The organism is Burkholderia sp. NRF60-BP8, assembly GCF_001522585.2.
Lineage (GTDB): Bacteria > Pseudomonadota > Gammaproteobacteria > Burkholderiales > Burkholderiaceae > Burkholderia.
In genome coordinates this window covers 688,686-702,986 of record NZ_CP013372.1, presented here as the reverse complement: position 1 = coordinate 702,986, position 14,301 = coordinate 688,686, and the positions used below count along the sequence as shown (strand labels likewise).

At 58.7% G+C, this 14,301-nt stretch carries 10 protein-coding genes and 1 pseudogene; 3 read left to right on the top strand and 8 right to left on the bottom strand.

The genetic code is table 11. From position 1 onward, the window contains the following. Window positions 1-2: 2 nt before the first annotated feature. Window positions 3-434, bottom strand: coding sequence for a TIGR02594 family protein (locus WS54_RS03235; protein ID WP_059784249.1), 432 nt, complete (start codon window positions 432-434; stop codon window positions 3-5). A 197-nt stretch (window positions 435-631) separates the two neighbouring features. Here WS54_RS03235 and WS54_RS03230 point away from each other — a divergent pair, with 197 nt between their 5' ends. The 3 genes from WS54_RS03230 (at window position 632) to WS54_RS03220 (ending at window position 4,244) form a co-directional block, all read left to right on the top strand. Further along, window positions 632-1,543, top strand: a complete 912-nt coding sequence (locus WS54_RS03230) for a LysR substrate-binding domain-containing protein (RefSeq protein ID WP_059784251.1) — start codon at window positions 632-634, stop codon at window positions 1,541-1,543. Between the two features lie 130 nt (window positions 1,544-1,673). After that, complete coding sequence (locus tag WS54_RS03225; protein ID WP_034205342.1) at window positions 1,674-2,990, top strand: MFS transporter; 1,317 nt, start codon at window positions 1,674-1,676, stop codon at window positions 2,988-2,990. A 12-nt stretch (window positions 2,991-3,002) separates the two neighbouring features. Then, a complete protein-coding gene (locus WS54_RS03220; RefSeq protein ID WP_059784253.1) occupies window positions 3,003-4,244 on the top strand; it encodes a metal-dependent hydrolase family protein in 1,242 nt (413 codons plus the stop codon). A 200-nt stretch (window positions 4,245-4,444) separates the two neighbouring features. Here WS54_RS03220 and WS54_RS03215 read toward each other — a convergent pair whose 3' ends face one another. The 7 genes and pseudogenes from WS54_RS03215 to WS54_RS03185 form a co-directional block, all read right to left on the bottom strand. Further along, window positions 4,445-4,741, bottom strand: coding sequence for a hypothetical protein (locus tag WS54_RS03215; protein WP_059784257.1), 297 nt, complete (start codon window positions 4,739-4,741; stop codon window positions 4,445-4,447). A gap of 370 nt (window positions 4,742-5,111) precedes the next feature. Then, window positions 5,112-6,062, bottom strand: a pseudogene (locus WS54_RS03210) (IS256 family transposase); the annotation flags it as partial. Between the two features lie 130 nt (window positions 6,063-6,192). Beyond that, window positions 6,193-6,801 carry a hypothetical protein gene (locus WS54_RS33510; RefSeq protein WP_159086628.1) on the bottom strand — a complete coding sequence of 203 codons (609 nt, stop codon included), beginning with the start codon at window positions 6,799-6,801 and terminating at the stop codon, window positions 6,193-6,195. 278 nt (window positions 6,802-7,079) lie between these two features. Next, window positions 7,080-10,496: a hypothetical protein gene (locus tag WS54_RS33505; protein WP_159086627.1), complete on the bottom strand. Its 3,417-nt coding sequence runs from the start codon at window positions 10,494-10,496 to the stop codon at window positions 7,080-7,082. A gap of 356 nt (window positions 10,497-10,852) precedes the next feature. Continuing rightward, window positions 10,853-11,167, bottom strand: coding sequence for a hypothetical protein (locus WS54_RS03195; RefSeq protein WP_059784264.1), 315 nt, complete (start codon window positions 11,165-11,167; stop codon window positions 10,853-10,855). Between the two features lie 389 nt (window positions 11,168-11,556). Then, the gene (locus tag WS54_RS03190) at window positions 11,557-13,419 is read right to left on the bottom strand and encodes a methyl-accepting chemotaxis protein (protein WP_059784265.1); all 1,863 of its coding nucleotides are present in this window, start codon (window positions 13,417-13,419) and stop codon (window positions 11,557-11,559) included. 171 nt (window positions 13,420-13,590) lie between these two features. Then, on the bottom strand, window positions 13,591-14,259 hold the full coding sequence (locus WS54_RS03185) for an OmpA/MotB family protein (protein WP_059784267.1): 669 nt from the start codon (window positions 14,257-14,259) through the stop codon (window positions 13,591-13,593). Window positions 14,260-14,301 lie beyond the last annotated feature (42 nt).

The following is a 14,301-nucleotide window of genomic DNA, read 5'->3' as shown; positions in this document are numbered from 1 at the left end:
GGCTACGCCGGCGCGGCGTTGCGGTCATCCGGCAGTGGCCAACGGTACCCGATTACTTCATGCAACGGGTACGCAAGCTCGCGAACCTCTTCCAATTGATTGCCGCCGAACAGATGCACATGTTCGGCATCATGGCGCAGATAGAAACCAACATGCCCTTTCCAGCTCGCCGGATCATCGCGCGTCAGGATCGCGATGCAGCCGTAGACCGGGCGCTCCAGCGGTTTGCCCCATTCGAGCCACGAGCGTGCGAGCGCCGAGCCTGTACCGCGGAATCCGGCATGCACCATGCACCAGTTCACGAACGACGAGCACCAGGAAATCTTGTCGTCGTAGCCGACCAGGTTCGTCTGGTTGTTGTACTCGACGATGCGCGGGTTGACGCTGCCCGGCGGATGGCGGCGGATGCCGAGTTCGGCCAGCGCGACGGGCATCCAGGGCGGGTGGGCGTGGGCGGCTTTCACTTTGCTCTCAGGGTTCGATAGGGTCACGTCGTTCTCGGGCACGTGTCGGTGTCGTTTCGCGCAATCTTCGCACGAATGGGGCGAATCCACAGCGCCCTTTGCAGGTTGCGATTTTCGTCGAGTGCGCCCGTATCATGTCGGCAGCGCCATCGACTCCGCCAACCGCCATGCGCATCACGCCTCTGCCGCCCCTTCAGTGCCTCATCGCGTTCGAAGCCGCCGTGCGGCACGCGAGTTTCACGAAAGCCGCCGCCGAACTGCACCTGACCCAAAGCGCGATCAGCCGCCAGATCCAGCAGCTCGAGGAATTCCTCGGCCGCTCGCTGTTCGTTCGCGAACACCGTTCGCTGCGGCTGACGATCGCCGGCGAGCAATACGCGGCGCAAGTCCACCATCTGCTCACGCAATGCGCGCAAGCCACGCACGACGTGATGAAACCGTACGGCGATCTCGAACTGACGATCGCGTGCTCGTCCGGCGTTGCGCTGCTCTGGCTCACGCCGCGGCTGCCGCACTTTCGCGCCACGTATCCCAACATCAAGCTGCGCCTGATCGTGCGCGACGGCCTTGCCTCGATGTCGCCCGCGGAATTCGACGTGGGCGTCTACTACGTGCGCCAGCAGGCGCCGGCCGAATACACTGCACGCCGGCTGTTCGACGAAGAAGTGTTCCCCGTCTGCGCGCCCGGCTATCTGGCCGGCCGCACGCTCGATGCGGCCGATCTCGCGAACGAAACGCTGCTGCGCCTCGAAGACGGTCAGCGCCAATGGATGTCGTGGTCCGAATGGTTCGACTTGAACGACGTCGACCGGCAAAAGGCGCAGCCGCAGGACATCACGATCAACTCCTATCCGCAGATCGTGCAGATGACGATTCTCGGTCAAGGCGTGTCGCTCGGCTGGCGCTACATGATCGACGCATGCATCGAAGCCGGCCTGCTCGTGCGCGTGACGGAAGCGTCCGCGAGCCATGGCGGCGGCTATTACGTGATCTCGCCGAACGACCGCGCGCAGAACCAGGCCGCCCGCCTGTTCACCCGCTGGCTGTTCGAACAGGCAGAGAAGCAGATCGAGTCCTGAATACCGGGCGCCACGCATGCGTGCAGCGCATGCCTGCATGCGAATCTTTCGTTTCAGAAAAAAATCCAGCGCTCCTTAGCATGGGATTCGTGCGGGGCAGCCGTCCCGTCTTCTGACCAAGGAAGAGACCATGCAAGGAACGCTTTCTCCGCGCGCCGCGCCTGCCGTCGATGCGGCGGTGCAACAGCGCCGCCGCGCCATCGTCGCGACCGTGATCGGCAACGGCCTCGAATGGTTCGACTTCACCGTCTACAGCTTCTTCGCGGTGATCATCGCGAAGCTATTCTTCCCGACCGGCAACGAACTGACGTCCGTGCTGCTCACCGTCGCGACGTTCGGCGTGGGCTTCTTCATGCGGCCGGTGGGCGGCATCGTGCTCGGCGTCTATGCCGACAAGGCAGGCCGCAAGGCCGCGCTGTCGCTGACGATCCTGCTGATGGCGGCCGGCACCGCACTGATCGGGATCGCGCCGACCTACGAACAGGCCGGCATCGCCGCGCCGCTGTTGATCGTCGTCGCGCGGCTGCTCCAGGGTTTCTCGGCCGGCGGCGAGATGGGCGGCGCCACCGCGTTCCTCACCGAATACGCGCCGCCGGAGAAACGCGCGTATTACTCGAGCTGGATCCAGTCGAGCATCGGCTTCGCTGTGCTGCTCGGTGCGGCGACCGGCACGTTCGTCACGACCTCGCTCGACACGCAGGCGCTGCATAGCTGGGGCTGGCGGTTGCCGTTCCTGCTCGGGATCATCGTCGGGCCGGTCGGTTACTTCATTCGCAGCCATATCGACGAGACGCCCGCGTTCAGCGCCGTCGAATCGCAGGCGAAGGAAAGCTCGCCGCTGAAGGAAGTGCTGTCCACCTACCCGCGCGAGACGTTCGCGAGTTTCTCGATGGTCATTCTGTGGACCGTCTGCACCTACGTGCTGCTGTTCTACATGCCGACCTATTCCGTGCGCACGCTTCATCTGCCGCAATCGACCGGCTTCACGGCCGGCATGGTCGGCGGGCTGACGATCATGTGCTGCTCGCCGATCGTCGGGCGACTCGCCGACGCGTGGGGACGGCGCGTGTTCCTGTCCGGCTCGGCGCTCGCGATCCTCGTGCTGGCGTGGCCGATGTTCTCGTGGATCAACCACGCGCCCGGGTTCACGTCGTTGATCGTGTTCCAGGCCGTGTTCGGCGTGCTGATCGCGGCCTATACGGGGCCGATCCTCGCGGCGTTCGCGGAGCTGTTTCCGACCAAGGTGCTGTCGACCGGGTTATCCGTTGCGTACAACTTCGCGGTGACGATCTTCGGCGGGTTCGCGCCGTTCCTGATCACGTGGCTCATCGCCCGCACCGGCAGCAACATGGCGCCCGCGTTCTACGTGATGCTCGCGGCGGCCGTCAGCTTCGTCGGCACGCGCTTCGTGAGGGATGCGAAGCGTGCGGCCGCAACGACTCGATAAGGATTTTTCTCCATGACCATTACCGTGCTTCAAGGCGGCAACGTGCTCGACCTCGAACGAGGCGTGTTGCTCGAACATCATCATGTCGTGATCGAGGGTGAGCGGATCGTCGAAGTCACCGATCGGGCGGTGGATTTGCCGAACGCGCAGGTGATCGACGTGCGCGGCAAGACCGTGATGCCGGGGTTCATCGATTGCCACGTGCATGTGCTGGCGTCGAATGCGAACCTGGGCGCGAATGCGACGCAGCCGAATATTCTCGCGGCAATTCGGTCGCTGCCGATTCTCGATGCGATGTTGTCGCGTGGGTTTACCAGTGTGCGGGATGCGGGGGGCGCGGATTGGAGCCTGATGCAGGCGGTCGAGACGGGGCTGATTCCGGGGCCGCGGATCTTTCCGTCGGGGAAGGCGCTGTCGCAGACCGGCGGACATGGGGATTTTCGGCCTCGGGGGGATTTGCTGGAGCCTTGTTCGTGCTGCTTTCGGACGGGGGCGATTGCTCGGGTGGTTGACGGGATTGAAGGTGTGCGGCTCGCGGTGCGTGAAGAAATTCAAAAAGGCGCGACGCAGATCAAGATCATGGCTTCTGGTGGCGTGGCTTCGCCGACCGATCCGATTGCGAATACGCAGTATTCGGAGGACGAGATTCGGGCGATCGTCGACGAGGCCGAGGCTGCGAATACTTATGTGATGGCGCATGCGTATACGGGGCGGGCGATTGCGCGGGCCGTAAGATGCGGCGTGCGGACGATCGAGCACGGAAATCTCGTGGATGAAGCGGCTGCGATGCTGATGCATGAGCGGGGGGCGTTCGTGGTGCCGACGCTCGTGACTTATGACGCGCTGGCTAAACATGGGGCGGAGTTCGGGATGCCGGCGGACTCCATCGCGAAAGTTGCTTCCGTGCAGCAGAAAGGACGTGAATCGCTCGAAATCTATGCAAAGGCCGGCGTGAAGATGGGGTTCGGGTCGGACCTGCTCGGCGAGATGCATGCGTTTCAGTCCGGTGAGTTTCGGATTCGGGCGGAGGTGCTTGGGAATCTGGAAGCGCTCAGGTCGGCGACGACGGTGGCGGCGGAGATTGTGAATATGACAGGGCAGCTTGGGGTGGTTGCGACGGGGGCGATCGCGGACCTCGTCGTGCTGGATGGGAATCCGCTCGCGGATATCGGGGTCGTGGCTGATGAAGGCGCGCGGATCGAGTATGTGTTGCAGCGGGGAGCGGTTGTGAAGCGGCGGGCCAGCGGGTGCTGATTTGAAGCCATGCGGCTATTTTGGCAGGCGCGGTGCGGCGTCACGGGCCCTGTGGTCGTGACATTTGTTGACGGTGGCTACAGGTGTGGGTCTCGGCGTTCGCGGCAATGGCCGGGGCTCTGTCGCCCCGGCGGTCAATCGCATTCGAGAGACGCCTGCGTTCCACTCGCTAGAGCCGCGTCAAGCGGCCCTTGCAAGCGTTATAGCGGCGGCGGTACCCAATCAGGATCGTGGTACGGCTGCTCTCGCAGCGCCAACTGGCCGTAGTCCGGTGTGATCGTGATCGTACGGTTGGCATCGCAGACCCTCAGGTACACGCGGTCGCCCGGCTTGAATCCGAAGATCTTGAAATTGATATCGATCGCCTTCATCCACGGCAGGTAGGGCCAGCCTCGCTTGGGAAGGTCCGGGTAGTTGCGAAGGACCAGCTCAAACGTCTTCTGCATGTTGACGGGTTTGTTCTTTCTACGACGTGGCTTAGTATTGGCGTCAGCCATTTCCGACTCCTAGTACGAGTTGGTGGTGGTCAGCGGGTCGTATGGGTTGCCGCCCATGCGGCCCGCGCTTCTTTGATGCGTTGGGTTTCCCCTTCTTTCTCCCTCTTCGTTGGGTCTTGTTGGGCAAGACGGCTTTATTTCGACCATCGGGACGGGGAGGGCCGTGGCCAACTTCCGATGGCGAGAAGCATGGCTTCATGACCAGTGTAGTCGGGCTGGCATCTCAGAAATGGGAAGTTGGCGGACATTGGCCGTTGGGTATAGGGATACGGAAGAGTCGCCTTAGCCATTTGGAATAGTCACGTTTGAGATTGGACCGCTCAACCGCGCGGGAGGTATCCGGAATTCCGTGTGTGAGGCGGGTTGAAATTCAGACTCCAATGTTGAATCGTTCCGGGTAAAGCAGTGCGAACCGCGTCATCGTACTCTTCCAATCGTGCCGGGAGCGGTCCACTTGGCAACGACGTTGCGCAGCGCCAGCCAGATCAGTTTGAGCGCGGCCTCGTCCGACGGGAAGTGGCCGCGCGCCTTGATGATCTTCCGAAGCTGCATGTGCAGCGACTCGATTGCGTTGGTCGTATATACAATTTTCCGGATATCAGGCGCGAAGGCGTAGAACGGAATCACCCGATCCTAGGCTCGGCGCCAGAGCACGGCAATCGGAGGGTATTTCGTACCCCACGGGCTCGTATCGAACGCCTCCAGCGCCACGGCGGCCGCTTCGGCCGACGGTGCCCGATAGACCTCCTTGAGCGCCGCTGCGACCGATTTCCTGCCTTTCCAGCTGGAGAAGTCCAGTGAGTTCCGGATCAGATGGACGATACAGGTCTGGACCGTCGTTTCCGGGAACACCGTGTTAATCGCTTCCGGGAAGCCTTAAGGCCGTCGACCACGGCGATCAGGACATCCTGCACGCCGCGCAGCTTAAGGTCGTTCACCACCCGCAGCCAGAACTTGGCCCCTCGGTCTGCTCGATCCAAAGGCCCAACACGTCGCGTGTGCCGTCGCGGTGCACGCCCAGCGCCAAGTAGATCGCCTTGTTGCGCACGACGCCTTCGTCGCGGATCTTGACTCGCAAGGCGTCGAAGAACACGACCGGGGACATCGGCTCGAGCGGCCGCTGCTGCCATTCGCGCACTTCGTCGATCACGGCATCGGTCACCGTACTGACGAAGTCCGGCCACACCTTGATGCCGTACATCTCCCCCAGGAAACCCTGAATCTCCCGCACGCTCATGCCGCGTGCGTACATAGCGACGATCTTGTCGTCGAAGCCGGTGAACAGTGCAACAATGAACGCGAGTATCAGCGGTGATAGTGTGACGGCAAAAAACCGATGCACACCTTCCTCGATTCACTAGAACTCGCCAAGGAAAAACTAGTTCCTCATTGGCACCACTTCCTCTCTAACGGCCCGACTACTTGTCAAATCGAGTTCCGGTTAATACAAGTCAGTCATCTTCGGCTGCTCCTGCTGAACTCGTCTCTCTTCTAGTTACCTCGTATAGATGATCCATGAGCGCCTTGCGGTCAGTCATAGAACTGCCACGAAAAGCGGAAAGGCAAGCTCGAATCTCTGGGCCCGTTGAAAGCGCCAACAATGTTCGGAATTCAGTGCCTGTCAAAGGTGCCGCATCTCCCATGTACAAAAGTACATCAGCTTCCACCCGCTTCGTTAAGTTTTGATCGATAGCATCTGGTTCGGAAAACGCCACGATATCGCGCCATGCCTGAAGGTTTTTATTTCGGAAAGACACCACATCTAAACCGGAGTAACCGAGCAGATTGCATGCTGCGTCTACGAAAGTATCGAACCGAAACCCCTCCCAACTCCGCTCAAGACGGCGCTCGAACTCCTCTTTCAGACCCTTTCCGTCTACTGGATCTTCAAAAGCATCACAAGCTTTGACGGCTTCCTCCAAAAGAGTCGAAATATCATCCAAAAGTACGTCAAAACACTGCGCCCAATTCGCAGCACTTGAAGGTGTACCCGTTCCACAATTTGCTCGGAACCAAGCGATTGCGCTCCGGATTGTCGCGACATCAGTCTTGCTATCCAACGCTAGGTTGTGGCTAGTCCAAGTCCGCAGTGCACGGACGTGGGGTAGCAGTGTCCCCGACCGCTCTCTAAGAGGGGGTAAGTGCCGTAGTACTCCCAATGATAGTTTGGCGGTCTCATGAAGAACCGTATAAGACCAAGCCACCAACCGCAGGAAAGCCAGTTCATCCGCCGTATCCTTCGGTGGCTCGATTGTAACGTCTGGTAAAACATCCGCAGACACACAAGCTGTAAGGCGGCGCCGTAGCTGAAGGTATGCCACGTGGGCACGAGAAAAACTCATGCTTTATCTCCGTGGCGACTTGCCGGGTCTGCAATCGGCCCCAGATAGTTGAACGCGATGTTGAAAGAGCGAACGTCGCGCCCCGGCCGCGGATCATCTCCTGAGAAGTCCCTAGTTAGCAGATCAATTTCGCCACCAAAGCCAGCGACTTGAACCTCCCAGTGCCCTTCACTTCGCTGTCGACGAATCTTACCTGTAAACCCCTGTCCTCCCGGAGCTTCCAGTAGAAGCCGACGAAGAACACGCGCAGGGTCCTCGAAGTCGCTGTCACGGCCGAGACTGCGAAACTGCTCGCGCGCGCTGTGAATGTCGCCAACTAACCACTCGAGGGCAGCCTCGAGCAAACGATAACTGTTTCTTGCACCTTCTCCCGCCGCGATATTGAGATTTGACACAATCGAGTGGATCTGCTGCTGGTCAGATCGCTCTTGCGGAATGCGGGATCGATCCCTCGCGAACAAGCGCCTTCCAGTCAAACATATCCACTTTAGCTGCAAGAGCAGTTGTAAGGAACGAACATCATTTTTGATTGCCCCTGATCGTGCCTCCAAAAACTTCACTGCCTCAGATGCGCAAGCGACTTCGTTCGAGGTTGGATCCTTCGACTGATCAGCCAAAACTTCAGCAGCCAATTCTCTAGCCCGCAGAAAATAGGCAACCTGGGGATTTATAGCTTCCAACTCATTAAATGCCTGATTCGACAAAGCCGAATTCTCAAGCAACGAGGCCACCTTCATCTTGCGAGTTTGAAGCGCGAGAAGCCCTTCCTTGTCTAAAATTCCGCCGGAAGCTTGATCCAATGTAGATTGAATGTCGGCTCGCAACTCAGCGGAGTGAACCGGGGAAAGCGTCTTTTCCCGCAAGATATCAGCAGGTGTCCAGAGACCAACATCAACCGGGTGATATGCGGTGCTACCGGAAATAGCTTGTTGAACTGCCGTCCGCGCAGCTTGATAGTGAGACCAAATGTCCTGCTCCTTAGCTTTTCTCTTAGCCAGACCAACTGCCAGAAAACCGTAAATTGAGGCACGTTCGACCGAAAAGTTTTGCCGGGCTTTCTTACCAGCCCTCAGCTTGCCGGCAGCAATCTGGGACAACGCAAGCTCAACCACCTCCCTCGCCTCGTTGAGGATCACGTCGCGGTGCTCATCGGAGATCGGCTCCATTTGATCCGATCGTTCCGAAGCGAAAAGAGCTTCACGGCGAAAGGCCGACTCTTGCAGCATCAGTCGAGCGTCCATGACTTGGTGCTCCACCCGTAACGCAGTCAGCGTTCGAGCAATTGTCAGGTAGCCAGATTGGTAGGCCTTACCTCTCGGTCCATCACGATGAAGCTTATGGAGCAAATCCAACGCAAACTGGATCTCAGCCTCTTCATCGACGGAATTCGAGCGAGCCGCAGAAATTAGAGCGACAAGACATTCTAATTCGCGCTCTTTGTCGGCGACCCGTTTTCGACAAATCAGCTCAGCCTCAAGCTGCAATCGAGGCTGAACGAGATAACTGTTACCCTCGGGATCCCCCACTCTCCACCGGAACAAATCCAACTCCAGGAAAAGAAAAGCGATTTGTGACACATCAAAGTCATCTCCACCTGCTTTACGCAGTGATCTCAGTAGCAAATTAACTGGAATAGCACAGTCCAGCCGACCAGCCACCATGACATAGTCGATCAAATGCGCTGCAGCATCAGACTCTTCAAGGTCGACTTCATCTTCAAAAATGGGTTCGGGCCGTAGATTTATACCCGCGGCAATTAGCTTCTCGGCGAGGAGAGTATTCTGGGTTCTTCGAGGCGGAACACTGCGAGCTCGGATGCGAATCGTACCTTCAGCGGCCCTAGCTTCGTTGGACACCCCACCAGCTAGACGACTTCTGCTCGCAGTGAGATGCCGATACAAGAGTGGAAGGAAGTATTCGCCAGATAGCTGCGCTGCTTCTTCACCAATACCAACGTGACCGTACTTCACCAGCAGATCACTCAGTAAACCGATCTCTGTTGATGACAGCTTCTCCGGCGCGTAGATGAAATTTGGATCCTTCTCGTCTCTATCTTCAATTCGATAGCAGGAACCAACCACAACTACCCTGCGTCCTTTGCTTTTTAGACCAGTAGTTAGATCGACGTATCGAGCTGGCGGGTGACTTCCATCACATATTACAACCGTCCCGGGCGCCCCCGACTCTTCGGCCGCCTCGCAGAAGTCATCTAGCTCTGACGCTAGTGGCACTCTTCCCCATGAAAACAGTACCGGCACCTTCAGTCGAGTCCTAAGCTTCACCGCCAAGCGCGCAAGCGCGATACTCTTTCCGGTTCCGGATTGACCGTGGAGTATCACAAAGCTGTCCACATCGCGACTTCTCTTAAGAAGCAGGTCTGTCGCCGAGAACAAGCGACTCTCGAAATCCCGTTGAATGGCGAAACCTCGGAGGACACCTTCGATAGTTGATCGGGGGCCTCCAAAGTCTCCGTGGAAACGCTTAAATAGTTCCTTTACCTGGCTTAGCGAACTGTCGGGAGTATCCGTCCAATTGTCGTCCACAACAGCTGCCACCGCCTCTACTCGCAGCCGTAGAGACGGCAGCAAATTAAAAAAACGGTTATCCGGGAGACTGATGGTTCCCTCTACACTACTAAAGACAGGCGCCGCGTCCGCTGCGGACCTAGCCGATGTGCCAAGTACTTCTGCCAAACCACGCGGTTCGCAGATGAGGGTCCCCTCGCCGACCATGTGCTCTACGAATTCGGAGTCCGTTTGTGTTGCGCCAAACCATAGAACTAGCGGAGCCGGCTGCTCGGAAACCGAGGCAAGCAGATCATCAATATTTAACCAATCACTTCCCGGGACAAAACCGTCGATCACGACAAGGCCAAGAGCCGTAGCAGTTTCGCGCAGCCTATTCAATAAGGGGATGCTATGCGTCGACAATCTCCGCTTAAGTTCTATTTGGGACCTAGGTGGTGAAGAGTCCTCGCTATCGATCGCCCGCCCAAAAAGATAGTGGATTGCAGGACGTGCTTTGCTTCGCGGCGCTCGCGAGTAATGATCTGATGCCAACACAGTTTCGGGAAGACGCCCTCGCGTTTCAAGAAAATTCGCAATTCGATGGTCCAATGATGTTGTGAAAACACCGCTCCACGCCAAATCAAAGACTTTCTCGATACCTTCCGTAGGCACTCGCCGGTCGAATCTTTCGCTAAGCCACTGATAATCAGCCGTCGTGATACCTCGTGTTCGAAGAACGTCTTGCCACCTTACCCCGGACCTAGTCGATTTACCTTCGATCCGCTCCACTAAGCCATTTAAAACCGACTCCGACTGTTCGACTCGAAAGAAATCCTGACCAAGAAATAGAACGACAGGAAGACCATTTTCGAATGTTTCATATAATTTCTCTAGGGCGCTAGTCAATGTCCACCTCCTCTTATCATCTATCATCCTCTCCCGACAAACGGAGGCCGTCAAGTCTGTCCCGGTTTAGCTTCTCAGGGATATCTCACCGCTGCCCGCGCTACTCGGAGAGGTCCCCAAGCCAGTCTATAGCCATAGGCAGTCCATCTGCGCGCGGACAATTGGCCTACTAGCACGCGGAAACAGTTCGAACGCGGGGAATCTGGCCGTCAGCGAGCAACTTGAAGCTGTCCGCACGCAGAAGTTTTCGTAAGGCACTTAGCAAGGTCCATGCATCGGTACCCCCTCCCAATATAGGAGCAGGAGCAGCAGCAGGAGCATTGGCAGCTGCAAGTTGACGGCCGGACTGCACCATATTAGACGACTTCATCCACTCTCGCCTGCATCTCCGATACAAGCCGCGAATAGTTCTTCGATGGGGCCAAGTATTTCCCCAAACACTCATGCCGCTGTTCCTCAGCCACCCGCCCCACCCACACCGCAATCCACGCCCCCCACAAATACATCTGTATAAAAATCTCGTTATCAAAGATAACGGCAACATCATCCGTCCACTTAAGCCCCGCATCCGCCGTCTTCGACCAGGTCTTCAAAAAGGGCACTGTCGTCACCAAAAGATTCTCCTTCCCGTCATCCGACTTGAAGGACAGTCCATCCAGCCTGAGCGTCATCCCGTCATCGGCGATAGCGCCCCGCACGTTACTCGCCACCTTCCCAGAAACCCCTTCCGCCTGACCGTCCCGATAAGCTTTACCAGCTTCACACTCAACACGGCGGTGTATTTCTTGTCTAATTCTGACTGATCTTCGATGGAAGCCGGACTCGCTGCCTATGCAGTTTTTTGATCGGCGAGATAAGTATTAATAGATGAAGTAATCACCTTTGTCCTAACTGCAGTAACCAACGCGAGCACAACCGCACCCACATAAACTTTCACTCTCGAAATGCTTTTCATTCTTCTATGACATCCCCCAACCTAGGCCCTAATGCAGAAATGGCTACTATGAATCGACGGCAGCCTCTCCACAAAAACGCCCGAATCTAAAACGCGAATCAGATTTTATTCATCCACCTTAAAAGCCGAAACCAACCTGGTCAATTCCGCCGCCTGCTGCCTCAAACTCTCCGCCGCTGCCGCACTTTCCTCAACCAACGCAGCATTCTGCTGCGTCATCTGATCGAGCGACTGCACCGCATCCCCGATCTGGTCGATCCCGGCACTCTGCTCCAGGCTAGCCTCGGCGATCTCGCTCATCATCGCGCTAACGCCTTGAACCTGCGCAACAACATCACTCATCACCTTCCCCGCCTCACTAACGAGCCGCGACCCAGCACCCACCGTCCCCGCGCTATGCTCGATCAGCGATTTAATCTCCTTCGCCGCCTGCGCACTGCGCTGCGCCAGATTCCGCACCTCCGAAGCCACCACAGCAAACCCACGCCCCTGCTCCCCCGCCCGCGCGGCCTCCACAGCAGCATTCAACGCCAGAATATTCGTCTGAAACGAGATACTGTCGATCATCACGATGATCTCTGAGATCCGCTGCGATGCATCACTGATCTGCTCCATCGTCGTCACGACCTCACCCACCACCTGCCCGCCGCGCGCCGCCGTATCCGCCGCGCCGTTGATCATCTTCGCGGCTGTCGTCGCCGTTTCGGTGTTGTTGCGCACCACGGCCGTGATCTCTTCCATCGACGAAGCCGTCCGCTCCAGATTGCTCGACTGTCCTTCGGTGCGCTCGCTGAGATCCGCATTCCCCGAAGCAATCTGCGCCGACCCGGTCGCGATCGAAGCCGAAGCCGCCCGAATCCGATGAACGAGCGTCGACAGCGACGACACGAATCGGTTGAACGCGTCCGACAACTGTCCGATCTCGTCCTCGCTCTCGACCGTCATCCGGCGCGTCAAATCGCCCTGTCCGCTGGCGATCTCCGACAGCAGCGTAGCCGCACGCCTGATCGGCGCAGCAATCGCGCGCCCCACGAGCCAGATCACGAGCAGCGCGACCCCGAGGCCCACCACCGCCGCGACCAGCGCAGCACTTCGGATCGCACGCGCCACCGGCCCGAGCAGTTCGGCCTGCGGCACCTGGACGACCACATACGCATTCAGCTCTGGAATGAACGACGTCGCGATGAAGCGCGCGCCGCCGCCGCCCTCGTAGCTGAGGTACGCATACGGCTTCCCAGTGAGCAGCGTCGACGACGCATCGCCCGGCAGCCCCGGCTCATCTTTGAGGAAATGCTTGCCGTCGATCAGCGACGTATCGCGATGCATCATGATCGCGCCGTCGGGCCGAACGAGGTACGCGAACCCGGTCTCGCCGATCCGGTAAGCCGAGATGCCCTTCGCGAGCGCATCGACGGACAGGCTCATGCACGCCGCGCCGATCGGCACGCCGTCGAGCTCCACGCGGCTGTTGATGAACATCATGTAGCCGCCGACGGTCACCTCGCGGTCCATGTTCACGTCGTACGCCTTGCCCGACGACAGGAAGCTGGTCAGCCACTGATCCTTGTCGGTCACCTTCCGCTGCAGGCCGGCTTCGTTGTAGTAGTTGCCGCTCTTCACCGACACCCACTGCACGGACGCGGCTTTCTGCTCGTCCTTCACGTTCTTCGCGAGCTGAATCCAGTTGCGCGTGCCGGCATCGGGTTCGCCGTCGGCTTCCCATTGCAGCAGGAACGCATCGCGCGCCAGAATGCGCGACGCAGCGATCGGGCCGGCCATCTGGCGCTGCACGTCGGCGCGAATGCCGTTGACGGCGGTCGGCAGCTCTTCGCGGACGACGCGATCGCGCACCGCATTGCCGATCAGGCGGACGCTGAGCCCGCTCGAGATCGCGACGAACACGAGCAGGCAACTCGTCATGCTGAGAATCAGCTTGTTCTGAATGGAAAGCTTGCGCCAGAAATGCATGGGGAACCCTCGATAACCGCTCGGTCTGAGCCAGATTGGGTTATCGGCAAGCGGGCGCAGAAGCGCATCGCTGATTTCAGATAGCGATCATTCGAGATTCGTTATGTCGTTGACGGGCAGGCATATGCGGCCGCCTATATATGCGAAGGCAACGCAAATACAACGCGCTGACTAGTACGCAACGAAGATCGTCACCCGCCGGTTTCGCACCCTCGAAGCCGCATCATCCCCTGCAACAAGCGGTTGCGTATCCGCCCGCCCGATCGCCGCCAGCCGATGCGGCGCAACACCGCGCTCGGTCAGATAGCGCACCACACTCCCCGCGCGCGCCGACGAAAGCTCCCAGTTCGATTCGTACTTCGCGTTCGCGATCGGCACGCTGTCCGTGTGACCTTCGACGAGAATATCGCCCGTCGCATGCGCGCTCAGTGCCTGCGCAATCTGGTTCAGCACCGGCGACGAATCGGGCAGCAAGCGTGCATCGCCGACGTTGAACAGGATCTTCGCGTCGATACCGATCTCGACGCCGTGCGGCGCCTTCACCAGCGAAATGCGTCCATTGGACTTCAACGAATCGAGCAACGCGAGCCACGGCGGCGCATGAGCGGGCGTAGCAACATCGGTAGCATGAGAAGCACCACCGGCCTGCCGCGCAAGCGTCTGATACCGCGCATCGAGCGCGTTGTATTTCGCGAGCTGCAGCACATACAGCGCGAGAAACAGCACCATCAGCGTCGTGATGAGATCCGCGTACGAGATCAGCCAGCGCCCCGACTGCGCGCCTTCGAGTTCGTCATCGTCGCGATCGGCAGCGGATGCGCCATCGGTTCTAGCAGTCATGCTGTCGTGAATCCGGGTTCGTCATACGGTACAGGTGCAGAT

What these genes read in the sequence shown, in the direction of transcription:
- WS54_RS03215 (WP_059784257.1), bottom strand. Translation starts at nt 4,741, where the DNA reads ATGGCTGACGCCAATACTAAGCCACGTCGTAGAAAGAACAAACCCGTC.
- WS54_RS03225 (WP_034205342.1), top strand. Translation starts at nt 1,674, where the DNA reads ATGCAAGGAACGCTTTCTCCGCGCGCCGCGCCTGCCGTCGATGCGGCG.
- WS54_RS03190 (WP_059784265.1), bottom strand. Translation starts at nt 13,419, where the DNA reads ATGCATTTCTGGCGCAAGCTTTCCATTCAGAACAAGCTGATTCTCAGC.
- WS54_RS03230 (WP_059784251.1), top strand. Translation starts at nt 632, where the DNA reads ATGCGCATCACGCCTCTGCCGCCCCTTCAGTGCCTCATCGCGTTCGAA.
- WS54_RS03220 (WP_059784253.1), top strand. Translation starts at nt 3,003, where the DNA reads ATGACCATTACCGTGCTTCAAGGCGGCAACGTGCTCGACCTCGAACGA.
- WS54_RS03195 (WP_059784264.1), bottom strand. Translation starts at nt 11,167, where the DNA reads ATGACGCTCAGGCTGGATGGACTGTCCTTCAAGTCGGATGACGGGAAG.
- WS54_RS03185 (WP_059784267.1), bottom strand. Translation starts at nt 14,259, where the DNA reads ATGACTGCTAGAACCGATGGCGCATCCGCTGCCGATCGCGACGATGAC.
- WS54_RS03235 (WP_059784249.1), bottom strand. Translation starts at nt 434, where the DNA reads ATGCCCGTCGCGCTGGCCGAACTCGGCATCCGCCGCCATCCGCCGGGC.